The organism is Paenibacillus darwinianus (assembly GCF_000598065.1).
GTDB classification, from domain to species: domain Bacteria; phylum Bacillota; class Bacilli; order Paenibacillales; family Paenibacillaceae; genus Paenibacillus_I; species Paenibacillus_I darwinianus.
Map to the genome: position 1 here is coordinate 45,831 of NZ_KK082193.1, position 23,864 is coordinate 69,694.

A 23,864-nucleotide genomic window follows, 5' to 3' on the forward strand; every position below is an offset into this window, starting at 1 on the left:
CTCTTTCGGCCGGCTCGAGATCGCGCAAGCCGATCAGCACGACGTTCGGTTTGACGATCGGCAAACCCGAGCCCGGTATATCCGCCAGCGTGAAGGCCGATCTGCCGAGGGCGGCGGACATCGCCATTCCGTTCACATGCCCGAGCGGGGTCGTCTCCTCCGTATTGACGGCCGCATGCGCGTCGAAGCAGATGACGCCCAGCCGCGAATAATGCCGCGTCAGTCCGGCAAACGCGCCGATCGATACCGAACGGTCGCCTCCCAGCACAAGCGGAAAGCTCCGCGCGGCGACCGCTTCCGACACTTTGTCCGCGACGATGCGGCTCATCGCCTTGACCGCGGCCAGATGCTTCACGCTCTCCAGAGCGCCGCCGCCCGCACCCGACCCTGTGTCAGAAGCCTGGGCAGCAGGCAACTCCACCTTGCTTTCATGCTCGATTGCGAAACCCAGGTTTCTCAGCTGACGATACAGTCCCGCTTCAAGCATGCTTTCCGGACCGCGCTCCGTGCCTTCCCTTCCCGCGCCTAAACCGAACGGCACTTGAATGACGCTGATTTTTTTCCGCATGCTGCCCTCATCCTTTCACGATTGGCGATAAATGTTTCGCTGCTGCGAAGTGGACCGCCCTGCAATCCCGGAGGCCGCTCGTATCGGCAAGGCTTCAATAGATGGACTTTCCCATGTTCAGGTTTTGCGGGACGTCAGCTTGGCTTGGGTGAACAATAGCAAATAATCATGGCCGCCCGCCTTCGAATCCGTGCCCGACATGTTAAAGCCGCCGAAGGGATGCGCGCCCACCAGAGCCCCCGTACATTTGCGGTTAATGTACAGGTTTCCGCAGTGCATCTCTTCCAGCGCGTACGAGATGCGGTCCTCATCGCCGGAGAAAAACGAGCCTGTCAGCCCGAATTCCGTATCGTTATACAGCCGGACCGCCTCCCGGTAGTCCTTCGCCCGGCCGATGGCCAGCACCGGCCCGAAAATTTCCTCCTGCATGATGCGCGCCCTGCCGCCGACATCCGCAAAAACGGTCGGCCGGATATAATAGCCGTTCCCCTCCGCCTTGCCGCCGCCCGTGATCAAACGGCCTTCCTTTCTGCCGACTTCGATGTAATCGAGAATTTTGCGGTACGCGCTCCTATCCGCCACCGGACCGACCGGATAATTTTTCTCCGGCAGGCCGATCGCCAGCGCTTCGGTCAATTGTTTTACCCGCTCCACGACCTGATCGTAAACCTGATCCACGACGAACGCGCGGGAGCCGGCCGAGCATTTCTGTCCCTGGAAGCCGAAGGCCGATGCGACGATCGCCTTGGCCGCCGCCTCCAGATCCGCGGTTTCGTCGACGACGATGCCGTCCTTGCCGCCCATTTCCGCGACGACGCGTTTGATCCAGATCTGGCCTTCGGCCGTCCTGGCCGCCAGCTCGTTGATGCGCAGCCCGACCTCCTTCGACCCGGTAAAGCTGATAAACCGCGTCTTCGGATGTGCGGTCAAATAGTCGCCGATTTCCGAGCCGCTGCCGGGAACGAATTGGATGACGCCGGCCGGCAATCCCGCCTCCGCCATCAGCTCCACGAATTTGGCCGCGATCACCGGCGTAAGGGAGGACGGCTTGAGCAGCACAGCATTGCCGCACACGATCGACGCGGTCGTCATGCCGACCGTAATCGCAAGCGGAAAATTCCACGGCGGAATGACGATGCCGACGCCGAGCGGGATGTAGGCCAGGCGGTTGTCCTCGCCCTCAACCTTGGTCAGCGGCCGGTGAATATTCGTCTCGTTGAGCCGGATCATTTCACGGGCGTAATATTCCATGAAATCGATCGCCTCCGCCGTATCGGCGTCCGCCTCCGCCCAATTTTTGCCCGCCTCGTACACCATCCACGCCGAAAACTCGTGCTTGCGCTGACGCATCAGCTCCGCCGCCCGCAGCAGGAACGCGGCGCGCTCGCGGGCCGGCACCTTTTTCCACGTCTCGAAGGCTTCCGCCGCCTGCTGCATCGCACGCTCCGCCAGCTCGGCGCTCGCCATGCTCACACGCCCGACGACGACATCGGTATCGCCCGGATTGACGGACTCGACCCTGCGCTCCGTCATGATTTTATCCGGACCGATCCACAACGGGTAGTCGCGTCCGAGCTGCGCCTTGACCTTGGCCAGCGCGGCCTCCATGGCGGCTTTGTTCCCGGGAAGCGAGAAGTCCGTGAAAGGCTCGTTCCTGAATGCCGGCAGTTGCGTTGCGGTCGTGTCCATAAGCATGCTCCTTTACGCTAAAATGGTTGAACCTGCGTTGTTCAGATCCCGTCGGACGCTCAATAACTGCCTTAGTATTAATAACCGGAAAACATGCTGCCAATTTCTCCGCTCATCCCTTTTTACTTGCGATAACCGGAATACATGCGGCTAAATTTAATCCTTTCAGGAAATTTGCCTGCAAGAACCTATATTAGCGGGAGCTTCTCCAGTTAGCCAGATGTATCCGTTGTCTCAGCCTGGTTAACGTGAGGATTTCCAGTAAAAGTCCGCTCACGCCTCAAATCCCCCCATCAGCCCCGACTCAGTGCTTCTGCCAAACTCAAAAGGGACAGCTTATTTTCCGGAGACAGGCCCAAAAACGTGCCTGATCCGCTCGACGGCCCAATCCAGTTCCGTTTGCGCGATCGTCAGGGGAGGGGCGAAACGGATCGTGGTTTCATGCGTTTCCTTGCACAGCATCCCAAGCTCCTTCAACCGCTCGCAGTAAGGGCGCGCCGGCCCCGACAGCTCCAGCCCGATGAACAGGCCGCGTCCGCGGATTTCGCGAACGGCAGGGTGGCGCAGCTCCCGCAGCTTCTCCATAAAATAGGCGCCCAGCCGGAACGAGCGTTCCGCCAGCCCCTCATCCTCCATGACCTGCATCGCGGCGATCGCGACCGCACAGCCGAGCGGGTTGCCGCCGAACGTCGAGCCGTGCGACCCGGGCTCGAACACGCCCAGCACGGCCTCGTCCGCGGCTACCGCCGAGATCGGGAACACGCCGCCGCCGAGCGCTTTGCCGACAATGTACACATCCGGCACGACCGACTCCCAGTCGCAGGCGAACTGCTTGCCGGTCCGGCCGAAGCCCGTCTGGATCTCATCCGCCATAAACAGAATATTGCGACTTTTACACAGCCGACTCGCCCCCTGCAAATAACCGTCCGGCGGAATGACGATGCCCGCTTCCCCTTGAATCGGCTCAACCAGCAGAGCCGCCGTATTCGGGGTTATCGCTTGCTCAAGCGCCTCCAGATCGCCGTAAGGGATCAGCTTGAAGCCGGGCGTAAACGGGCCGAAATCTTTCCTGTACGTCTCCGATGAGGAGAACGAGCTCACAGTAATCGTGCGGCCGTGGAAATTGCCCTCGCAAACAATGATTTCCGCTTGGTCGGCGGGCACTTTCTTCACCCGATATGCCCAACGGCGGGCAGCCTTCAAGGCGGTTTCGACCGCCTCGGCGCCCGTGTTCATCGGCAGAATCTTCGGTTTGCCGGTCATGCGGGACAGCAGGCGGTAGAACCGCCCAAGCTGATCGTTGTGGAACGCCCTGGAGGTAAGCGTCACCTTGTCGGCCTGATCCTTCAGCGCCTGCACGATCTTCGGGTGCCGGTGTCCGTGGTTAAGCGCCGAATAAGCGCTCAGCATATCGAGGTAGCGGTTGCCCTCCGGGTCCTCCGCCCATACGCCCTCCGCCTTCGAGATCACGATCGGCAGCGGATGATAGTTGCGGGCGCCGAACGCTTCGGTCTCTTCAATGATGCCGTTCGTGTCAGCGGTCATCGCAGCGGCCTCCTTTGTTCATAATATGCGTTCCCCGAGGACGGAGGCGATCAGATCGACCGCCGCTGCTGCCGTTTTATTGTTGACGTCCAGCATCGGATTGACCTCGACGAATTCCGCGGATACGAGCGCCCCGCTGTCGTGCAGCAGCTCCATCGCCAAATGGCTTTCCCTGTAGGACATCCCCCCCGGCACCGGCGTGCCGACGCCCGGCGCGTCGTTCGGATCCATGCCGTCCAGGTCGAGGCTCAGGTGAACGCCGTCCGTCCCGTCGGTCACTGCTTCCAGCGCCTCCTCCATCACCTGCTTCATGCCGCATCGGTCGATGTCATGCATCGTGAATACGCGAACGCCCTGCTGCTTCAGAAACACGCGCTCGCCGGGGTCGACGGAACGGGCGCCGACGACGGCGACGTTGCGCGGATTCAGCTTCGTTGCGGCGCCTGCGACGGCCACGAGATCCGGGTGGCCCCAGCCCAGCAGCACCGCGAGCGACATGCCGTGAATATTGCCGCTGACCGTCGTCTCCTCGGTATTCACATCGGTATGCGCATCGAACCAGATGACGCCCAGCCGCTTCACATATTGCAGCACGCCTTTCACCGTGCCGATCGCAATGCTGTGGTCCCCGCCCAGTACAAGCGGCATCCGCCCCTGCTCCAGCTCGCGCGTTACCCTGCCCGCCAAATCGGCGTTCACTCTCGCAATCTCATGCAAATATTTCAGCTTGCTTACCGGCCCGAAATCGCCCAAGGAACGGTTGACATGAATGTCGCCCGCATCATGCACGCTGAGCCCAAGCGCCTCCAGCCTCCCTCCGAGGTTCGCGCCTCTTATCGCGTTCGGGCCCATGTCCACACCGCTGCGGTCCGCGCCGTAGTGAAGCGGGACGCCGATGATCGAAATGCTGCCGCTCGTGTCCGCCATGCGCATCCTCCTTTGCCGGTTCGGGAGCGGAGACGGGCATTGGACAGCCCCGCCGCCGATGGCCGTCCGTCATTTTACTTTTATTGTAGCATGGGAAACGAAGCCCAAAACATTGAAAGTTTCTATTCAAACAATAGGAAAATACGATGCCTGAAAGCGCGATCAATATAGGCGGAACCGCATGGAATGACATGGCATGGAAAAAGCCCCGTCCGTTCTGTTGCCGGAACGGTCCGGGGCGGCGCATTAGCGGCACGCCATGCCGCTAGCCGCCTCTCCAGCCGCCGCCAGCGTTTGCCAGCGCGCCGGCGTGCTCTTCCAACGGCTACGCCTGCGAGAACGCCCTCCACACATCTTTGACGATTTCCGCGAACGTCAAGATGTTGCGTTCCTCGATACGGTTTTTGAGCATGATCAGATTGGTCTCGATTTTGCCGGGAAACCGGTGCAGCTCGGCCAGCGTGCCTTTCTTCAGCTCCTCCTCGACAAGCGCCGCGCCGAGCAGGGCGGTTCCCGTGTTGTACAGCACGGTCCGCTTGATCGTCTCGTCACTGACGCACTCAATCACATTGGACGGCGAGAAGCCGTGCTCCTCCAGGCACTCATTGACGAGCCGCTGCACGTTCGAACCGGATTTATAGGTAATGAACGGATGCTTGGAGAGGAGTTCATCCGGCTCGTAACGGTCGTGCAGCTCCTTTGTCGTCACGAGTACAAGGTCCTCCCTCCCGAGCGGCGTCGACTCGATGAGCGGAGAATTGCACGGGCCGGCGATGATGGCCAGATCCGCTTCGTTCACTCCCACCCGCTTCATCGCTTCGTTGCTGTCGCAGGAGGACAGTTGCAGCTTCACCTGCGGATTTCTGGATATATAGGAGTGAATAATCAGGGACAAATACTGCGTACAGTAAATTTCGGGCGCGGCAATCGTCAGCAGGCCGTGCGGCTCCTGCATTTTTCGCAGCTCGCGCTCCATGTCCTCAAGCACGGCAAATGTCTGATCCACATACTGCTTCATTACCTTGCCGGTCGGGGTCAAGTACGTTTTCTTTCCGACCCTGTTGAAGAGCACGACGTCGAGTTCGCTCTCAAGCGACTGGAGCTGCAGGGTGATCGTCGGCTGCGTGTACCCCAGTATGTCCCCCGCCTTGGTCAGGTTCAGGCAATCGGCAACGACCTGAAACGTTTTAAGCTTTCTGAAATCCATCATCCGGGTTTCCCCTCCCTTCTATGGATCGGCTTCACTCCGAATGTATCACAGATGCCATACCGCTGTTAATACCGAAAAAGGCACAAAAAAACACCCGGGCCGGTGCCGGGACGCTCCGCTTGTTTATGATTTCAACCTGTACATCCGCGCGAACCCGTGCACAAGCCGATGCGCAACTTATGCTTTTTCCTTGAACGCGTTATTGTAGCAGCGCCGGCATACCGGCTTGTAATCCTCATTGCCCCCGATCTGGATCTGCTCCCCTTCGTTGACGGGCTTGCCGTCCCGGAAGCGGATGACCATCGTCGCCTTGCGGTCGCAATACCAGCAGATCGTCTTGATCTCCTCGATTTTGTCCGCCTGCACAAGCAAGTAATAACTGCCCTCGAACAGCCGATTCTGAAAATCGTTCTTCAGCCCGAACGCCATGACCGGCACATTCAGCTCGTCCACGACCCGGGTCAATTGCAGCACGTGATGACGTTTAAGAAACTGCGCTTCGTCGATCAACACGCAGTAGATTTTTTTCGGCGCGCCCGCCGGCTGATAAGCCTTCACGCTCTCGAACAAATCAGTCTGCTCGTTCACCGGAAGCGCGGGCCTTGTGAACCCGACGCGAGAGCCGACATGCTCGGAGCCGCTCCGCGTATCGACCGTCGGGGAGAAGATCAGCACAGGCTTGCCTTGCTCCTCGTAGTTGTGCGCGACCTTGATGATCTCGAAGGATTTGCCGCTGTTCATTGTGCCGTATTTGTAGTAAAGCTGCGCCAATGCTAATTCCCCCATGAAAAATATCGTAGGCTCTATTATACAGGAACAAAAGCGAATGGTTAATGTCTAAAATAAGACCGTAACCGGAACCGGAGCGTTTCCTTGCCCCTTGCCGCGAACCTTCGCTTCCCCATATTCCCGGAAATCCCGATCATAAGCGTCAGCCAAGCGCTGCTGAACAGGTAGGCGCCGATCACATCGCTCGGATAATGCACGCCCAGATAAATACGGCTCGTTCCGATGAACAATATCATCGCCACGCTGAAAAGGATCAGCAGTCCTCTCCCTGCCCGGGAATCGATATGACGCCAGAACATATAAGCAAGAATGGCGTAAAAGGTAAAGGCGGCCATCGAATGTCCGCTGGGATAGCTGTAGCCGGTCTCCGTAATGATGCGATGCAAATCGGGCCTGTCCCTGTGAAAAAACAGCTTGAGCAGCACATTCAGCAGCGCCGAGCCGTACACGGTGACAGCGAACACGAACGCTTCGAGCCGCTGCTTCAACAGAAAAGCCAGAATACTGACGATCAACGGCGTCAGCGCCACGGAAACGATTAAGCCCGAACCGATATAGGTGAAAAACTTCATGATGCCGGTTAGCGCGGGCGACTCCAGCTGTTGTACCTGCCCAATTATGAAACGGTCGAAATCCACGATAAACGGCGATTCCCAGCTCAACCCGATGACGACGAACCCTAGAATGCCGAACACGCCAAGCCCAATATTCCATTTGGCGCGCATCCTGATCACTTCCTTTGCGGTCTAAAATTTTTTTGCCGCCACCTTCGCCGGCGGCGGATTCCATGCGGATCGTAAGCGCATATACAGGTGATTTCCCCCCGCGCCGCATCCGCCAATAACGGCTGGCTAAAATGAAGAGGCCCTGAGCGCCGCGCCGTCTGGGCCTCTCGCCGTGTTAACCGGCTGCGCCGCGCGATTCGTACGCGGCCCTGATTTGCGCGTGCAGCGGATGATTCCGCGTGATTCCCGTATATTTCTCAATCGCCGCGTCCAGCCCTTGTGCACTGATCGATGCCTGTAATTCGACCGCCTCCGGATCTTCCGCGAAATCGAACCGCAGCGCCGCCCCCATCGCAGCCGTCAAATAGGATACTTCCAGTCCCATCTCATAGGCGGACAATGCCGGACGAACCAGCCTGTCGTTGGGAGACAGCTTGCGGATCGGCGAACGGCCGACGCGCACAACCTCGTCGGTCAGGTGGGGATTCCGGAACCGTTCCAATATTCTATCGATATACGCCGCATGCTCGCTGCCGTCGAACCCGTATTGCCTGATCAGGAACGCGCCGGTTTCCTGCAGCGCGCCACGGACCTCCGATGCGATCGCGGCGTCTTTCATCGATTGCTGTATCGTTTCATACCCTTGCACATACCCGTGGTAAGCCGCGCAGCAATGACCGGTATTAACGGTGAACAGCTTGCGCTCGATATAGGGTTGAAGCTTGTCCACGTAAATGACGCCCTCAACGGGCCGATAGCCCCCGTGCATCGCGGAAGCATCCACCACCCATTCGTAGAACGGCTCGACCGTCACCCGCAGCGGGTCCTCATGATGCTGAATCGGCACAATCCGGTCCACGGCGGCGTCGGGAAACGCAATGACGCCCGACGCCTTGTCGCGGTCGGGAGCATCGGGATGCCCGAATACCAGCTCCTTGAGCTGCGTGCTGCCGCCGATCGCATTCTCGCAAGCGATGATGTGCAGCGGTCCGCCATCCCGCTCCAGCCGCAACGCAATTCCTTTGGCGATCGCTCCCGCGATATGCTTCAATACCCCGACACCGACGGCGGTCGTCACCAGATCGGCTTCCGCAATCGCCTTTGCTACCAGCCCGACGTCATTGCCGTTAATCGCCCCGACGCCGCGCACGACGGCCGATTCCGCCTGCTCGTTAGCAAGCGTCACCGTATACTCCCGCCGCTGCTGCAGCAAGGCAACGAGCTTCTCGTTCACATCCACGAATTGCACGTCATAGCCCGATCTGGAGAGCAGCAATCCGATGAAGCCGCGGCCTATGTTGCCTGCTCCAAAATGAACGGCTTTCATCCGTTCATCCCCTGTTCGAAGATCGACAGCAGCTCCTCCGCCGAGCCGGCCTCAAGGATGCGCCCCATCTCGTCGTCATCCGATACGAGCACGGCCACATTCGACAGAATCTCCATATGCTCGCTGCCGACAGCCGCCAGACCGATGATCAGGTTCGCCGTTTGTCCGCCAAAATCGACGCCGCCCGGAACGGTCAGCACCGACATGCCGGTCGATTTGATGAGGCTTTTGGATTCGTTCGTGCCGTGCGGCATCGCCACGCCGTTGCCGAGATAAGTCGAGGACACGCTGTCCCGCTCGATCATTTTGTCCACATATTCGGGCGGCACATGGCCGTCGTTCACGAGCAACTGCCCCGCCAGCCGGATCGCTTCATTTTTGTCGCCAACCTTGACGTTCAGCCGCACCTTGCTCCTCGATAAAATACGCATGACGCTTCACCTCTCCAGCCTGTTTATTTATCTCCGCCCAACCGTTTTACAAGCTCGTCGTATTCGGGACTTTTGAGAAAATCGTCGATCGAAATATGCTCGGCGTTCGGCGCTTTCAACCGGGCGCGGTCGGTCAGCGTCTTGTGCGTGACGACGATATCGGCGTCCTCCGGTATGTCGCTGATCGCGGTGTTCGTCACCGTCACCGGGAGGCCGGCCTTGTTGACCTTCTTGCGTAAAATGGACGCGCCCATTGCGCTGGAGCCCATCCCCGCATCGCAGGAAAACACGATTTTGTTCACATCAGCAGGCGCCTTCGTGACGGCAGGCGACGGAGCCGACGCCGCGGCCACGACGGTCTCGCCCTTGGAGACGGCTTTCATTTGCTTCATTTTCTCCGCCGCCTGCCCCAAATCCTCCTCCTCGGTCTGCCTCGTCGTCTTCAGCAGGATCGACGCCACCAGGAACGACACGACCGCGGCGGTCAACACACCGCTCATCGACGCAGCCAGTCCGCCTCTTGGGGACATTGCGATGTAAGCGAAAATGCTGCCCGGAGACGGTGTGGCCACAAGGCCCGCTCCCATTAACGAGAAGGTGAAGGAGCCGACCACGCCGCCCGCAATAGCCGCCAGTATGAGGCGCGGATTCATTAAAACATACGGGAAGTAGATTTCATGAATCCCGCCGAAGAAATGAATGATCGTGGCGCCGGACGCCGATTGCTTCGCCATGCCGCGGCCGACGAGCCAATAGGCGAGCAAGATGCCGAGACCCGGGCCCGGATTGGATTCCAGCATGAAAATAATCGACTTGCCGGTTTTTGCGGCTTGCTCCAGCCCGATCGGTCCCAGAACGCCGAAGTTAATCGCGTTGTTCAGGAACAGAATTTTGCCCGGCTCGATCAGAACGTTGGCCAGCGGCAGAAGACCGGCATCGATCAGAAAGTCGACGCCGGATGCGAGCGCCCGGCTGATCGCCTGCACCACGGGACCGATCGCCTTGTAAGCCAGCACCGCCATCACGCCGCCGATAATGCCTGCCGAGAAGTTGTTGACGAGCATTTCAAAACCCGAGCGCACCTTGCCTTCGATCGACTTATCGAATTTCTTTATGATCCAGGCCGACGCCGGACCGACGATCATCGCGCCCAGAAACATCGGTATGTCCGAGCCGATGATGACGCCCATCGTCACGAGGGCGCCGATGACGCCGCCCCGCTTGCCGTGAATCATCGTGCCGCCGGTATAACCGATCAGAATCGGCAGAAGATAGGTGATCATCGGCCCGACTAGCGCCGCAAGATCCTCGTTCGGAATCCATCCGGTCGGGATGAACAGGGCCGTGATCAGGCCCCAGGCAATGAATGCGCCGATATTCGGCATCACCATGCCGCTCAGAAAACGTCCGAACCGCTGTACGGAAACCTTAACACCGCCGGAAGCTGCTTGCTGCCGCTCACTCATGGGAATATCCTCCTTGGCAATTGAATTCCGGATTCCTGTATTATTCAACGTTCGCCGTCGAATTAGTCGCCGCCCGCGATTTTGAATTCGACCGGCGCTTTGATACAATATGGAATGAAACAGAGTCGATTCGTTAGGAGGCATAACATGAACACGTTCTCGTATCAAAATCCGACCAGACTGATTTTCGGCAAAGGCACCTTGGATCAACTCGGCAAGCTGACAGAGCCGTTCGGCAAGAAGATTCTGCTCGTCTACGGAGGCGGGAGCATTAAGAAAAACGGCGTTTATGACGGCATTGTGAAGCAATTGGAAAGCGTCGGAGCGAGCATCCTCGAGCTCAGCGGCGTAGAGCCGAACCCGCGCCTGACGACCGTACATAAAGGTGTCGAGATCTGCAAGAAGGAAGACGTGGGGTTCATCGTCGCAGCTGGAGGCGGCAGCGTCATCGATTGCGTGAAAGCGATCGCGGTCGGAGCGAAATATGACGGCGACGTATGGGATATCATCACCCGTAAGGCACAGCCGAAAGCAGCGCTGCCGTTCGGCACGGTGCTGACGCTGGCGGCGACCGGCTCCGAAATGAACTCGGGCTCCGTGATCACGAATTGGGAGACGCAGGAGAAATATGGCTGGGGCAGCCCGCATACGTTCCCGATTTTCTCCATTCTCGATCCCGAGCACACGTTCACGGTGCCGCTGAACCAAACGGTGTACGGCATCGTCGACATTATGTCTCACATCTTCGAGCAATATTTCCATCATACCCCGAATTCACCGGTACAGGACGGGTTCTGCGAATCGTTGCTGCGCACCGTTATCGAGGCGGCTCCGAAGCTGGTCGACAACCTGAACAGCTACGAGCAGCGCGAGACGATTCTGTACAGCGGCACGATGGCGCTGAACGGCACGCTCTCCATGGGCACCCTCGGCGACTGGGCTACGCATAACATTGAGCATGCGGTCAGCGCCGTTTACGATATTCCGCACGGAGGCGGGCTGGCCATCCTGTTCCCGAACTGGATGGAGCATGTGCTCGATGCAGGCGTGGACCGCTTCAAGCAGCTGGCGGTTAACGTACTCGGCGTCGATCCGGCCGGCAAATCCGACCGTAACATCGCGCTGGAAGGCATTCGGGCGCTCCGCTCCTTCTGGAATGCGATCGGCGCGCCGAGCCGGCTGGCCGATTACGACATCGGCGACGATAAGCTTTCGGTCATGGCCGACAAAGCGATGGTGTACGGCCCGTTCGGCAACTTCAAGAAGCTCCAGTACGACGACGTGCTGGCGATCTATAAGAAATCGCTGTAAAACAAACAAAGGGCAGCCCGGTGTCATCTTGCGATGACGCCGGGCTGCCCTTTGTTTGTTGCGGCCCTCTTTCAATCGTTCATCTGAATTCCCCGAACAGCCGCCGATACTCGGATGGCGTCATGCCCTCATGCGCCATGAAACGCTTGTTGAAGTAGCTGGCGTTCGAATACCCCGCCGCCACGGCGACTGCGGCGATTGTGGTATCGGGCCGCTCCAGCAGCAGTTGCTTTGCGGTCTGCAGCCGGCACCGCGTTACGAAATCCATCGGCGTCATCTCCATGGCGGCGCGGAACAGCTTGCAGAAGTAGAACGGGCTGACGCCCGCCCGCCGCGCCCATTCCTCCAGCAAAAAAGGCTTGCAAGCCTCGGACTGGATGAGCGGCAGCAGCTCCGATATACGAGCAGCCGATCGGTCCGCTTGACCCGGCTTGCCGGGCTTTCCCGCCGAATACGGGACGGCTTGCTGCACGAATTCGGCGATGACCGCATAGGTCAGCGCAGAGAGCAGCGTCGGATTGTTCATCCTCTTCTTCTCCGCCGCCGCCAGCAGCTCCAAATGGGCTGTCTCCCATCCCTCCGCTTGACGCAACCGCCAAAGCCGGCTCTTATGCATTCCTCTCGCTTGCAAATAATCCTGCAGGCTGGTCCCGCTTCCGTAGAAATGGACCCACCTGATATCCCACGGTTCATCCTTGCTGCTGTAATAATGCTGACGCTGCATCGGAAAATAAAGCACGGCATCCCCTCTGCGCAGCTCGAGGGTTTGCCCTTCCGATTCCACGTAACCCTTGCCGGAAGCCACGTAATGGATATTGAAATTGTTCATCGCCCCGGGATCGCGGCTGACCGCATGCTCCGGAGAATCCGTATAAACGCCGACCGACTCCGGAAAGCAGAACAGCGGGGTGTCGGGCAGGGTCAGCAAATGGCTTTGCCTTTTCACAATAAAGCTACTCCTAATGACAATATTGTTTCATCATGCTTAAAATAATATCATTTTCATATTATCTGCAATCTTCTATAATCGCAATATAGTCATATTATTATTCCCTGACAGGAGGTTGTGCCAAGGATGAGCGACAAGATCAGATGGGGCGTGATCGGCTGCGCCGCCATTGCCAAACGGGCCGTGATACCGGGCATCCGGCAATCCGTGCTGAACGAGGTGGCGGCCATCGCCAGCCGAGATACTGACAAAGCCCGGGAAACCGCCGAGGAGCTGAATATTCCCCAGGCTTACTCAAGCTATGAGGCGCTGCTTGAGGATGATTCGATCGACGCGGTGTATATCCCTTTGCCGAATCATCTGCATAAGGAATGGACGATCCGCGCGGCGGAGGCGGGCAAGCATGTACTGTGCGAGAAGCCGCTCGCCCTAACGGCGAACGAAGCGGCGGAAATGGCCCAAGCCTGCGACAAGGCGGGCGTTCTGCTCGCCGAGGCTTTCATGTACCGCCATCATCCCCGTTACCGCATGATTCGCGAGGTCATCGCAGCCGGCACCATCGGCGAGATTCGGGGCATCCACGGCACCTTCACTTTCAATAATGCCGACGATGCGGCAAATGTGCGCTATCGCCGCAATTGGGGCGGAGGATCTCTATACGATGTCGGCTGTTATCCGATCAATGCGGCGCGTCTTCTGCTCGGCACGGAACCGGAAGCGGCGACCGTTCATGCGCTATTCTCCGACGGGCATGACGGCGTGGACATGATGGCGTCCGGATTGATCGAATTTCCCGGATCAAAGTCGCTGACGTTCGATTGCGGCATGTGGGCGGCGTTTCGCAACACCTTGGAGGTGGTCGGCGACAAAGGCTTGATTGAGGTGCCGTCCGCATTCGTCACCGGTACGGACGGCGGGTCCAATTTCTTCGTAACGGCGGACGGCGGACGCGAGGAAATCAAAGTGCCGGACGTCAATCAATACGCCGTGCAGGCGGACGATTTTGCCCGGGCGATTCGCGGCGAGCAGCCGCTGCCGTTCCGCGCCTCGGACGCAATCGGCAATATGAGAGTCATCGATGCGTGCCTGCATTCCGCGCGAAGCCGCGCAAGAATCTCAATCGTTCAGGAGAGAGAGGCGTAACCGCTATGGAGTATATCGCGATTCAAGGCGTCGACAAGCCGGTTTCCCGTCTGATCAAAGGCACGGATTACTTTTATCACGACAGCTATGAGAAGGCTGCGGCGAATATGGATGCTTTTCTGGCGATCGGGGGCAACACCGTCGATACCGCGCATATTTACTGCGGCGGACAAAGCGAGGAAGTGCTGGGCCGCTACATGAATGAGCGCGGCAACCGGGATCGCATCGTCATCCTGACAGCGCGGCAACCGGGATCGCATCGTCATCCTGACCAAAGGCGCGCATCACGACCAGAACGGACCGCGCGTGAACAAGGAGGCGATACGCCGGGATCTGTCCGATAGTCTGGAACGCCTGCGGACGGCTTCGGTCGACATGTACGCGCTCCATCGCGACGATCCGGAAATGCCTGTCGGCGCGATCATCGAGGCGTTGAACGAGCATCTCGAATCGGGTGCGGTAGGCGCGATCGGCGCATCAAACTGGACCTGGCGGCGGCTCCGTGAGGCGAACGCCTATGCCGCGGCGCACGGCATGACAGGCTTCTCGTTTAGCAGCCCGAATCTGAGCCTGGCCAAAGCGAACGAGCCGTTCTGGGCCGGCTGCGTCTCAGCCGATGCCGAGACGTGCAGATGGCATGAAGCGGAACAGCTGCCTCTGCTTTCATGGTCGTCCCAAGCCAGAGGCTTCTTCACGGGCCGATTCTCGCCCGACGTGCGCGATAACGAGGATATCGTACGCGTGTTCTACAGCAACGGCAATTGGGAGCGATTGCGCCGCGCCGAACGGCTGGCGGAGGAGAAGCGGGTGTCGCCGATCCAGATCGCGCTGGCTTATGTGCTGAACCAGCCGTTTCCGACCTGCGCGCTGATCGGCGCCCAGACGGCGGAGGAACTGCGCTCCTGCCACGAGGGCGCGGCGGTGCGGCTGAGCCCGGCGGAGCTGGATTGGCTGGATTTGACGGCCGAAAGCGTCGGCAAGGAATGATAATATCGTTCCGCGTTCCCTTCAATGAATGGCATTTTCGCTCCACTCTATTTATAATGGGAGTAATGTTCTGATAAGCTATCAAAGACTCCCTGTTGAAAAGAGTGAACCGCCATGTCCACCGACCAGCATCGTTCCAGGAAAGAGAAAAATATTATATTGACCGGCTTCATGGGCGTCGGAAAAACAACGATAGGGCATCACATCGCGCAGAAATTAAACCGTCCTTTCATCGATGCCGATCAGGAAATCGAGAAGCTTCTTAAGATGCCCGTCACCCAAATTTTCAGTACGCTCGGCGAACAAAAATTCCGTGAAATCGAAAAGGACTTTATCATCGGACTTTGCAAGACGACCCGCCGGAGCGTCGTTTCGCTTGGCGGCGGCGCCTTTTTGCAGTTGGCGATTCGCAACGTATGCCTGTCCACTTCTTATGTTGTTTTTCTGAATCTGGGATGGAACGCATGGAAAGAACGGCTGCATCTGCTCATGGATAACCGTCCGATTCTGCAGGGTAAGTCGTTGGAGGAAATCGAAGTTTTATATCATGCCCGCCAAGCGGTATATGCCTGCCATCATTGGCGGATAGACCTGGATGGTCTTCGTCCGGAGGAAGCAGCCGACAAGATCGTACAAACGATACGGCAGGCCTGGGAATCGAGCGGCCCGATGGACGGAACGCTTACGGACGTATAATAACAACGGCCCGGACAATCCGCACAGGGATTCCCGGGCCCTTTCGATTGAACGACCGGGTCTGCCATTTTACTGCCGCCAAACATCGCGGTATTCTTTCTTCCGCCAGAACAACGCATAGGCGTAGGAGCAGGCAGAGACGATTTTCACGTTCCTCCTTGCACTTGAAGCAAGCGATACAAATTGCCGACCGATTCCATCGCGTAGATAACTTGATCCGGTTCACCGTCCTTCAGCAGCACCAGGCAGGGCACACTTGCAATTTGCCATGCGCTGCGAAAGTGCGGCGCAAAGTTAATGTTGATTTTCGAGATCGGCACAACGCCCCCGGCCGCCTCCGCCACTTCCAGCATCCGCTCAGCCACCTTGCAGGTGCCGCACATAGCGGTATAGAAAAACACCGCTTCCCTTCTTCGTTTTCGGCGAAGCTCGTCATTCATCCATTCCTTCTCGTCCGTTTCCCGAATAGCGATCGATTCCCCTTCAAGCCGGCAATCGTCGCATGCGCTCGGCTTTTTATCTATTATGCTCTTTTTACCCGCATTCGGGAAGCGGCAACGGACATGGTGACGGAGTCATGCTGGAGGCCCAGTCATACAAGGCTGTTTGTTACCTTTTCACCATGCCGTGCGGATCAATGACGAACTTCTTCGATGCTCCCCGGTCAAATTCGGCATAGGCGGCCGGCGCTTGGTCCAGCGTGATAAGCGTCGCATTGACCGCCTTCGCGATCTGCGCCTTACCGTTCAGAATGGCCATCATCAAATTACGATGATACTGCATAACCGGTGTTTGTCCCGTCACGAACGTATGGGCCTTGGCCCATCCCAAACCAAGCCGGACCTTCAACGTGCCTACCTTGGCATCCTCATCGACCGCGCCAGGGTCGCCCGTGACGTAGAGACCCGGAATGCCCAGCCGCCCGCCCGCCCGGGTCACTTCCATGATGGAGTTCAGCACAGCTGCCGGAGCCTCCCCCTGCGCTTTGCCGTGGCCATGCGCCTCAAAGCCGACGCAGTCGATTGCGCAATCCACCTCCGGAACACCGAGAATCTGAGCGATCTGCTCTCCCAAATTCGGATGCTCCCGCAAATTGACGGTTTCACATCCGAAGCTTCTCGCCTGCGCCAACCGTTCGCTGTTCAAATCGCCTACGATAACTACTGCCGCCCCCAGCAGCTGCGCGGAATGTGCAGCCGCCAGCCCGACAGGGCCGGCTCCCGCCACATATACGGTCGAGCCCGGCTTCACGCCCGCGCTGACCGCGCCGTGATAGCCGGTCGGAAAAATGTCAGACAGCATGGTCAAATCGAGAATCTTGTCCATCGCCTGGGCCTTATCCGGAAATTTCAAAAGCTGAAAATCGGCATAGGGAACCATAACGTATTCGGATTGCCCGCCGACCCAACCGCCCATGTCCACGTAACCGTAAGCCGAGCCGGGGCGATCCGGATTGACGTTCTCACACACATGCGTATGCCGTTCCTTGCAGCTCCTGCACCGGCCGCAGGCGATATTGAAAGGTACGGACACAAGATCGCCTTTTTGGATAAACTCGACGTCTCTGCCGGTCTCGATGACTTCCCCCGTAATCTCGTGCCCCAGCACAAGACCGCTCGGGGCGGTCGTTCGCCCCCGTACCATATGTTGATCGCTTCCGCAGATGTTCGTTGTCACAACCTTTAAAATAACCCCGTGCTCGCACTTGCGGCCCACATTCAGCGGATTAACGCCAGGTCCGTCACGCAGTACCAAATCCGGATATGAAATATCCCGAACCTCGACTTTTCCCGGCTCGACGTACGCCACTGCCCGATTTCCCGCCAACCGACTCACTTCCTTTCCCAATCCCATTTGTTAGCGTTTTCATCGCCATTATACACAACATTACCGGATCGTACAATGCATCCAATTAACCTGTTTTTTTCTCAAATTGAACAAGGGAGTGCCGGCGGTTCATGAAATAAGCCCCTTGTGCGGAGCGACACAAGGGGCCGTGCGATCAATGATATTTTTTGTAAAATCCTAGTATTTTACGCGCTTCCCGGTAGATTCTGAATGGCTTGCTGACCACCCGCTTGGGGAAGCTTCTGATAAACTCGCTTAAATGGCCGCGGTACTCTTCCGTCATCCTGGCGGGCTTGGTTTTGATCCGGGTGTACAGCTCGTGGTATATCTCATTGGAGATATCCACCTTGATGTCCAGACGTTTGCCGCACACTTTGCATTCCACGCTCGAAATCTGGTTATTCAGATAAGTGATCGAATGTTTCACCTCATCCTTGCAGTGGTCGCATAAAAGGAAGGTATCCACCGTCATTTCGACCATAAACGTCACTCCCCGAAATTATTCCTTATCGTCCTTTGCCCGATTACCCATAGAATAACATAACCGCCGACGATAAGAAAAACTTCTATCAAAGTTCCTTCCTTCGAAGATGAACGACCGCGTTAGCGGAAGATTTGAGGTTGCGAGGCATCACCGGCCTCCGCAGGACAGCATCGGCACCCCCGGTGGCCGCGCCGGATCAGTCCTCCCCGAATTTGTTCTCGAACAGCTCCACGATTTCCCGCAGCGCCTGCTCCTCGTCTTCTCCTTCGGCGGTCAGCAGAAGCTCTGTCCCTCGGGCAGCTCCGAGCGCAATCGTGCTGACGAAGCTTTTGGCGTTGGCCGTCTTTGTCTCCCGCTTGATCAGGATCTCCGACCGGAAACCGCCCGCCGTTTTCACGATTTCCTTGACCGGCCGCGTATGAAGTCCCATCTGATTCAATACCGTCACCTTATGATTTACCATGATACCCTCAACCTTCCTTATTCCAGCGTTTGCGTCATGCGGATTCGGGCCGCTTCCTCGCTAAGCGAGCGGACGGACTTCTTCACGAGCGGAATCTGCTCGGCGCTCATGCTGAACTCCTCCACGCCGAGTCCGATGAGAATTTCCACCAGCTGGGGATCGCCGGCCATTTCGCCGCACATCCCGACATGCACGTTAAACTTGCGGGCGTTCTCGCATACCATCCGGATCAGTCGCAAGACGGCAAGATGCTGCGAATCGTATAGATAGCTGACCTTCTCGTTCATCCTGTCCGCCGCAAGCGTGTATTGGATGAGATCATTCGTGCCGATGCTGAAAAAGTCCACGTGGCGGGCGAGACGATCGGACACCAGCGCGGCGGAGGGCACTTCGATCATGATGCCGATCGGCATGCCGGCGGCTGCCGCAATTCCTTCCGCCTCCAGCTCGCTCCGGGCTTCGTCCAAAAGCCGTTTGGCATCCAGAATCTCCTGTTCTCCCGAGATCATCGGGAACATAATGCGGAGATCGCCGTGAGCGGAGGCCCGAAGAAGCGCTCTCAGCTGCACCTTGAACAAGGCGGTGTCGGACAGGCAGTACCGGATGGCGCGCCAGCCAAGAAATGGGTTGAACTCGGAGCCGATCGGCAGATAAGGAATTTCCTTGTCCCCGCCCACGTCCAGCGTTCGCACGATAACCGGCTTGCCGGACATCGTCTCGAGCACGGCCCGGTATGCGGCATATTGTTCTTCTTCCGAAGGCATCGCCGCGCGGTCCATAAACAGAAATTCGCTGCGGAACAGGCCGATGCCTTCTCCGCCGCTCTCAAGCACGGCGGCCGCTTCCGCCGGTGTACCGATGTTGCCATACATTCCGAAGCGCTTGCCGTCTATGGTCTCAGCTGGGATATCCTTGAAAGCCTGAAGCTCTTCCTTTGACCGGGCATAAGCTTCCTGCTTCTTCGCGTATTCCGCCAGCTGTTGTTCGCTTGGGTTTTGGAAAACTTCCCCCGTTTCTCCGTCGACAATCACGGTTTCCCCGTCGGACCAACCCGCGAGAAATTCCCCGCACCCCACCACCGCCGGGATTCCGAACGTCCGGGCCATGATTGAGGTATGGCTTGTGCGGCTACCGACCTCGGTTACGAAGCCCATAACCAGTTCTTTGTTCAACTGAGCTGTCATGGATGGCGTAATGTCATGGGCTAGGAGAATCGAGGGCCGGGTAAGCAAGGCTGCAGCCTTGTCAGTTTCGCCCGTTATTTGTTCCAGAAGGCGGTTCTTCACGTCCTGGAGATCCGCGATGCGCTCCCGGATGTACTCGTCTTCGATCAGGGCGAGCGTCTTCACGACTTCGCCGAACGTTTCGTATACCGCAAAGTCCGCCGAAACTCGCTCATTCTGGATGCGGTCGGATACGCCTTGCACAATTTCCGGATCGTCTATCAGGTATAGCTGCCCTTCCATGATCGATGCCTGCTCGGCGTTGCCGCCCTCTTCCAGTCGGCGGACCAGCTCGGAGAGCTCCAGCCTGGCTTGATCAAGAGCAGCTTGGAACTTGTTCCATTCATAAGGGATCTCATTTTCCCCGATCATCCGTTTGACGGGCCGGCGCTCGCGAATTACGAGCACCACGGCCGGCCCGACAGCAAATCCGGGGGAGGCGGGAATCCCTTTCAGTTGATGGGCCTGGATCATCCTACGCCTCACCTCCCTGTGTAATTATCATATGCTCCATGATCTGGCGGGCCTGCTCCACGGGTTCTCTTGTCTCATTCACGGCTCCATCACTCCTATCCGCACAACCTCTCTTTACACTCTGATGAACCGGAAATTGGACCCGGGAGTAATCTCGGGGACAGACTCCGCTTGGACATAAAGACTGCCGGGAAGGGGCTGACTCGTATCTCCGGTGAAGTTGACCGTGAAATGTCCGAGGTCGCGCAGCGTGTCGTTGACGGTCTCTCCAACCAGCATAATCGGATAGGCAGTCTCTCCCAGTACGAACGTATCGCCCGACCGGATGGCTTCCGTCCAATTTCCGCTTTGGTGAATAACCGCCACGTCGTGAAGCTCCTTGGGTGCTTTCTCATCAAAGAAGATCAGCATGTTCTCTTCGACGATCATCGGAACGTCCGGCCCGATTCCAGTTACGGTGGCGCTATACAGGGTAGTCATCTGATTACCTCCATTTGGTGATTATTACATTTTTAAGAATATAGCCCAAAGCTGAACACATAAGCGATTAGCACCGCGAGTGGACCCGTGAATTGACGAGACAGCAGGACGGCAGGCACGCCAACCTCGATCGTCTGGGGTTTGGCTTCCCCGAGGGTCAGACCGACCGGCACGAAATCGCAACCAACTTGAGGGTTAATGGCGAACAGGGCTGGCAGGGCCAGTTGGGGCGGAATGTTGCCTTTTCCGATTTCCGTGCCGACCAGCACGCCAACAACCTGTGCGATGACCGCGCCGGGTCCGAGCATCGGCGATAGAATCGGAATGCCGCAAATGATCGAAATGATAAGCAGTCCGAAAATATTGCCTGCGAGCGGAGTCAGGACGTTGGCGATCACATCCCCGATTCCGGTGAACAGTACAATTCCCATTATAGCACTAACAAAAGCCATAAAAGGAAGAATATTTCTGAGTACCATGTCGATTGTTTCGCGTCCGGCCTGATAGAACACGCTGACCACATTACCCATCATGCGTCCGATCTTGACCAGAAGATTGGATTTGCCGGGTTGCGTATACGTCTGGCTAGCTTTAGCCCGGGCCTCCTGCTTAATTTCGCTGACGCTCTTCGGTTTCTGCGGTGCGGTGGAATGCACGCCGCCATCACCCGCAAGATGAATGGTGTTCGGGGTGACGCCGGACACAAAATTCTCTTCGTTGATGTAAGCCATCAGCGGACCAGACGGCGAGGTGCCATGTATATTGACCGTCAGCACGCCCAACTTGGGGTACACGCCGCAGCGGGCCGTGCCGCCGCAATCGATGACGACGCACGCCATCAGTTCTTTCTCAATCGAGGTGGTAAACCCGTCGATCGCTTCCGCGCCCGTCAATTCTGCGATCCGCTGTGCAACCGGATGGATACCGCCGCCAGTCACGGATACGATATATTTCTTCTGGTCGTCCGGCTGGATTGTCAGACCCGGTCCCCAGCCGCTGCTACCTTTCTCTACCCGAACTGCTCTGTAATCAGCCACTGATGGTTCCTCCCAAAGTCGCATTTTTGTTCATTTCCGCTTCCTTTCTGCGGATCATTAACGCAGTAATCCACTCGGTGACGAGACCGCGGATCAGGATCACGATGATGCCGACGAGAAAATAACGGATTGCCAGCGGCCCAAGCGACAGTCCGAGCGTCGTCACCCCGGCGGAGATACCCAGCCATACGAAGAGTTCGCCGGCATTCGCGTGAGGAAAAAGTCCGGTCACCGGATGAACGAAGGATACCGCGGAATCGTAGAAGGCCGGTTTTTGACGCTCCGGAAGGAACTTGCCGAAGCTGTACGCCATCGGATTTGTCAAGAAGAAGACAGCCAGCACCGGGAACACGGTGTAACGCAAAATGGCGTATTTCGTGGTCATAAGGGCGAACCGTTCAATCCGTTCCTCACCGACGAATTTGATCAATGCATTAACGACCGTAATCAGAGTGATCAGCGTTGGAATGATGCCGCTTACAAGCGCGATGAACGTCTTGCCGCCTTCCTGAAACATGCCGATGAACCCCTCGGCCATTTGCACCAGAAAATCCATTTAAAATCCTCCCTGAATAATAGTTTGGTCAACCTGACTGACCTGCTGCCGGATCAGCCCTACCGCTTTGCGGGCTGCGTGCACGCTGACGTGCTCGGAATCCCAATCCTCGATTTCGTCAAGCTGCCGTCCGATGAAGCGATCCGCCTTGCGGAATCTTCCGAACACGGTAACGCCGCTCAATTCTTGAGCGTTCGTCACCACGCAGTCGGTATTCGTGACCAGGATCACCACGGACCCTACGCCCAGCGTTTTCTTGACGACACCCACGCCGAGAAATCCCAATTCTTGTGAAGCCATTGTCCTTAAGGTTTGCTGGTAGTGCCTAGACTGGAAGAAACTCAGAATGATTTGCAGAAACCAGGCACCAATGAAGAACAGCATCAGCAAGTTCCACCATTCCACGTTGTTTAACCTCCAATTTTTACAAATGTAATGGCCTATTACATTTGAATTATAAATCGCTTTCAATGTTTCTGTCAACCAGGTTTTTACCCCTAAGTTTTTTTATTTACAGTCTTTACATACAAAAAAGGCCTCACAGAAGAGGATCTGATCGGCCTCGGGGGAGAATACTATTGTTCCAGCTTGGAAACGATGTCGGACGCGGTCTGCTCCTCTGTGATGATGGCGTTGATATAGCCGCCCTTGAGCGCTGCGATAATACTGTCCGTTTTATGCAATCCTTCCGCAACGGCGATCACCTTCCCAGCCTGACGCAGATCGTCCGTGTTGATGCCAATCACTCGTTCGTTCAAGGTATTCTGGGCGATCGAGCCGTCTTCCAGAATGAAGCAGGAATTGATGTCTCCCGCCACTTTGGCATTCTTCAAACTTTGCAACTCCGCGTCCCCCAAATAGCCGATTTCCTTCATAGTCGATTGGTTGAACGGATTTCCGATCCCGACTAGCGCCACGTCCACGCTTTTGGCTTCCGCCAGCACCCGATTAATCTCCGGCGTACTCAAAAGGAGATTGCGGAATTCTGCCGTTTCCACGATAGCGGGTGCATAGAGCGATTCGCACTGGCAATCCAGCTTCTTAGACAGCTCGAAAGCAATCTGATTGGCGTGAAGTTCGATGCCGTGGGAGCCCATCCCTCCAACCATCGGAATTACCTTCAAGTGCGGATGTGCATCGGATGGATATTCCTTCACCAGATCATTCAGTGCGGTACCCCACGAAACCCCGATTTTCTGCGCGTCTTTCAACTGTTTTTGCAAATAAGAGGCTGCGGCCTTGGAGAGGGCTGTGCGCACAGCCTCTTTGGCCATGTCCGCCGAGGGAACAACGATAACATCTTCCAGCCCGAAAGCACTCTCGATCCGGTTCTCCATCTCAATGGTATCGAAGCCGTGATCGTGGATAATGATCTCGACCAAACCCTCGCTGCGGGCTTTCTGGAGGCCTTTCGATATAATTGGCCGGGAGACGCCGACTTTCTTGGCAATCTCGGCTTGGGTCCATTCGTCAAAATAATACATGCGGGATATCTTGAGCAAAAACTTTCTTTCGGCGTCGTTCATCGCTTTTCAT

General features: G+C 57.2%; 24 protein-coding genes and 1 pseudogene. 4 read left to right on the forward strand and 21 right to left on the reverse strand.

Annotation, left to right across the window (positions count from 1 at the left end; genetic code table 11):
• The 10 genes from BG52_RS12525 to BG52_RS12570 form a co-directional block, all read right to left on the reverse strand.
• The coding region (locus BG52_RS12525) for an arginase family protein (protein WP_036583699.1) at positions 1–568 on the reverse strand (568 nt) is incomplete at its 3' end.
• A 117-nt stretch (positions 569–685) separates the two neighbouring features.
• Positions 686–2,257: an L-glutamate gamma-semialdehyde dehydrogenase gene (gene pruA, locus BG52_RS12530; RefSeq protein WP_036583701.1), complete on the reverse strand. Its 1,572-nt coding sequence runs from the start codon at positions 2,255–2,257 to the stop codon at positions 686–688.
• 336 nt (positions 2,258–2,593) lie between these two features.
• Complete coding sequence (locus tag BG52_RS12535; RefSeq protein ID WP_036667368.1) at positions 2,594–3,802, reverse strand: ornithine--oxo-acid transaminase; 1,209 nt, start codon at positions 3,800–3,802, stop codon at positions 2,594–2,596.
• An 18-nt stretch (positions 3,803–3,820) separates the two neighbouring features.
• The gene (rocF, locus tag BG52_RS12540) at positions 3,821–4,729 is read right to left on the reverse strand and encodes an arginase (RefSeq protein ID WP_190287539.1); all 909 of its coding nucleotides are present in this window, start codon (positions 4,727–4,729) and stop codon (positions 3,821–3,823) included.
• A 325-nt stretch (positions 4,730–5,054) separates the two neighbouring features.
• Complete coding sequence (locus tag BG52_RS12545; protein WP_223299008.1) at positions 5,055–5,939, reverse strand: LysR family transcriptional regulator; 885 nt, start codon at positions 5,937–5,939, stop codon at positions 5,055–5,057.
• A 177-nt stretch (positions 5,940–6,116) separates the two neighbouring features.
• Entirely contained in the window at positions 6,117–6,710 is a 594-nt protein-coding gene (locus tag BG52_RS12550) for a thymidine kinase (RefSeq protein WP_036583527.1), read from the reverse strand.
• 59 nt (positions 6,711–6,769) lie between these two features.
• Positions 6,770–7,453 (reverse strand): phosphatase PAP2 family protein, encoded by a 684-nt coding sequence (locus tag BG52_RS12555; protein WP_051587806.1) that lies wholly within the window; start codon positions 7,451–7,453, stop codon positions 6,770–6,772.
• A gap of 175 nt (positions 7,454–7,628) precedes the next feature.
• Positions 7,629–8,780, reverse strand: coding sequence for a mannitol-1-phosphate 5-dehydrogenase (locus BG52_RS12560; RefSeq protein WP_036583524.1), 1,152 nt, complete (start codon positions 8,778–8,780; stop codon positions 7,629–7,631).
• Positions 8,777–9,211, reverse strand: a complete 435-nt coding sequence (locus tag BG52_RS12565; RefSeq protein ID WP_036583521.1) for a PTS mannitol transporter subunit IIA — start codon at positions 9,209–9,211, stop codon at positions 8,777–8,779. The genes BG52_RS12560 and BG52_RS12565 overlap by 4 nt, the downstream gene beginning before the upstream one ends.
• 23 nt (positions 9,212–9,234) lie before the next feature.
• The gene (locus tag BG52_RS12570) at positions 9,235–10,677 is read right to left on the reverse strand and encodes a PTS mannitol transporter subunit IIBC (protein WP_036583519.1); all 1,443 of its coding nucleotides are present in this window, start codon (positions 10,675–10,677) and stop codon (positions 9,235–9,237) included.
• A 147-nt stretch (positions 10,678–10,824) separates the two neighbouring features.
• Here BG52_RS12570 and BG52_RS12575 point away from each other — a divergent pair, with 147 nt between their 5' ends.
• Entirely contained in the window at positions 10,825–11,988 is a 1,164-nt protein-coding gene (locus BG52_RS12575) for an iron-containing alcohol dehydrogenase (protein ID WP_036583517.1), read from the forward strand.
• A gap of 79 nt (positions 11,989–12,067) precedes the next feature.
• Here BG52_RS12575 and BG52_RS12580 read toward each other — a convergent pair whose 3' ends face one another.
• On the reverse strand, positions 12,068–12,934 hold the full coding sequence (locus BG52_RS12580) for a helix-turn-helix domain-containing protein (protein WP_036667372.1): 867 nt from the start codon (positions 12,932–12,934) through the stop codon (positions 12,068–12,070).
• Positions 12,935–13,063: 129 nt separating this feature from the next.
• On the opposite strand from BG52_RS12580, the gene BG52_RS12585 reads away from it, so the two are divergent.
• The 3 genes and pseudogenes from BG52_RS12585 to BG52_RS12595 all read left to right on the forward strand — a co-directional run bounded on the left by BG52_RS12585 (position 13,064) and on the right by BG52_RS12595 (position 15,763).
• Complete coding sequence (locus tag BG52_RS12585; protein WP_036583508.1) at positions 13,064–14,080, forward strand: Gfo/Idh/MocA family protein; 1,017 nt, start codon at positions 13,064–13,066, stop codon at positions 14,078–14,080.
• Between the two features lie 5 nt (positions 14,081–14,085).
• Positions 14,086–15,067: pseudogene (locus tag BG52_RS12590) on the forward strand (aldo/keto reductase).
• 114 nt (positions 15,068–15,181) lie between these two features.
• Positions 15,182–15,763 carry a shikimate kinase gene (locus BG52_RS12595; protein WP_036583504.1) on the forward strand — a complete coding sequence of 194 codons (582 nt, stop codon included), beginning with the start codon at positions 15,182–15,184 and terminating at the stop codon, positions 15,761–15,763.
• 146 nt (positions 15,764–15,909) lie between these two features.
• Here BG52_RS12595 and BG52_RS12600 read toward each other — a convergent pair whose 3' ends face one another.
• The 10 genes from BG52_RS12600 to BG52_RS12645 all read right to left on the reverse strand — a co-directional run bounded on the left by BG52_RS12600 (position 15,910) and on the right by BG52_RS12645 (position 23,854).
• Positions 15,910–16,203 carry a thioredoxin family protein gene (locus BG52_RS12600; protein WP_036583501.1) on the reverse strand — a complete coding sequence of 98 codons (294 nt, stop codon included), beginning with the start codon at positions 16,201–16,203 and terminating at the stop codon, positions 15,910–15,912.
• Between the two features lie 169 nt (positions 16,204–16,372).
• Entirely contained in the window at positions 16,373–17,590 is a 1,218-nt protein-coding gene (gene fdhA, locus BG52_RS12605) for a formaldehyde dehydrogenase, glutathione-independent (RefSeq protein ID WP_036583499.1), read from the reverse strand.
• A 175-nt stretch (positions 17,591–17,765) separates the two neighbouring features.
• Positions 17,766–18,092, reverse strand: a complete 327-nt coding sequence (locus BG52_RS12610; protein ID WP_036583496.1) for a hypothetical protein — start codon at positions 18,090–18,092, stop codon at positions 17,766–17,768.
• 199 nt (positions 18,093–18,291) lie between these two features.
• A complete protein-coding gene (locus tag BG52_RS12615) occupies positions 18,292–18,558 on the reverse strand; it encodes an HPr family phosphocarrier protein (RefSeq protein ID WP_036583494.1) in 267 nt (88 codons plus the stop codon).
• Positions 18,559–18,575: 17 nt separating this feature from the next.
• Positions 18,576–20,255 (reverse strand): phosphoenolpyruvate--protein phosphotransferase, encoded by a 1,680-nt coding sequence (gene ptsP, locus BG52_RS12620; RefSeq protein WP_036583492.1) that lies wholly within the window; start codon positions 20,253–20,255, stop codon positions 18,576–18,578.
• Positions 20,256–20,369: 114 nt separating this feature from the next.
• Positions 20,370–20,735 carry a PTS glucitol/sorbitol transporter subunit IIA gene (locus tag BG52_RS12625; protein WP_036583489.1) on the reverse strand — a complete coding sequence of 122 codons (366 nt, stop codon included), beginning with the start codon at positions 20,733–20,735 and terminating at the stop codon, positions 20,370–20,372.
• A 32-nt stretch (positions 20,736–20,767) separates the two neighbouring features.
• Positions 20,768–21,772 carry a PTS glucitol/sorbitol transporter subunit IIB gene (gene srlE, locus BG52_RS12630; RefSeq protein ID WP_036583487.1) on the reverse strand — a complete coding sequence of 335 codons (1,005 nt, stop codon included), beginning with the start codon at positions 21,770–21,772 and terminating at the stop codon, positions 20,768–20,770.
• Positions 21,765–22,328: a PTS glucitol/sorbitol transporter subunit IIC gene (gene srlA, locus BG52_RS12635; RefSeq protein ID WP_036583485.1), complete on the reverse strand. Its 564-nt coding sequence runs from the start codon at positions 22,326–22,328 to the stop codon at positions 21,765–21,767. The genes srlE and srlA overlap by 8 nt, the downstream gene beginning before the upstream one ends.
• Complete coding sequence (locus tag BG52_RS12640) at positions 22,329–22,733, reverse strand: transcriptional regulator GutM (RefSeq protein ID WP_051587802.1); 405 nt, start codon at positions 22,731–22,733, stop codon at positions 22,329–22,331.
• 170 nt (positions 22,734–22,903) lie between these two features.
• Positions 22,904–23,854, reverse strand: a complete 951-nt coding sequence (locus BG52_RS12645; protein ID WP_036583482.1) for a sugar-binding transcriptional regulator — start codon at positions 23,852–23,854, stop codon at positions 22,904–22,906.
• Positions 23,855–23,864 lie beyond the last annotated feature (10 nt).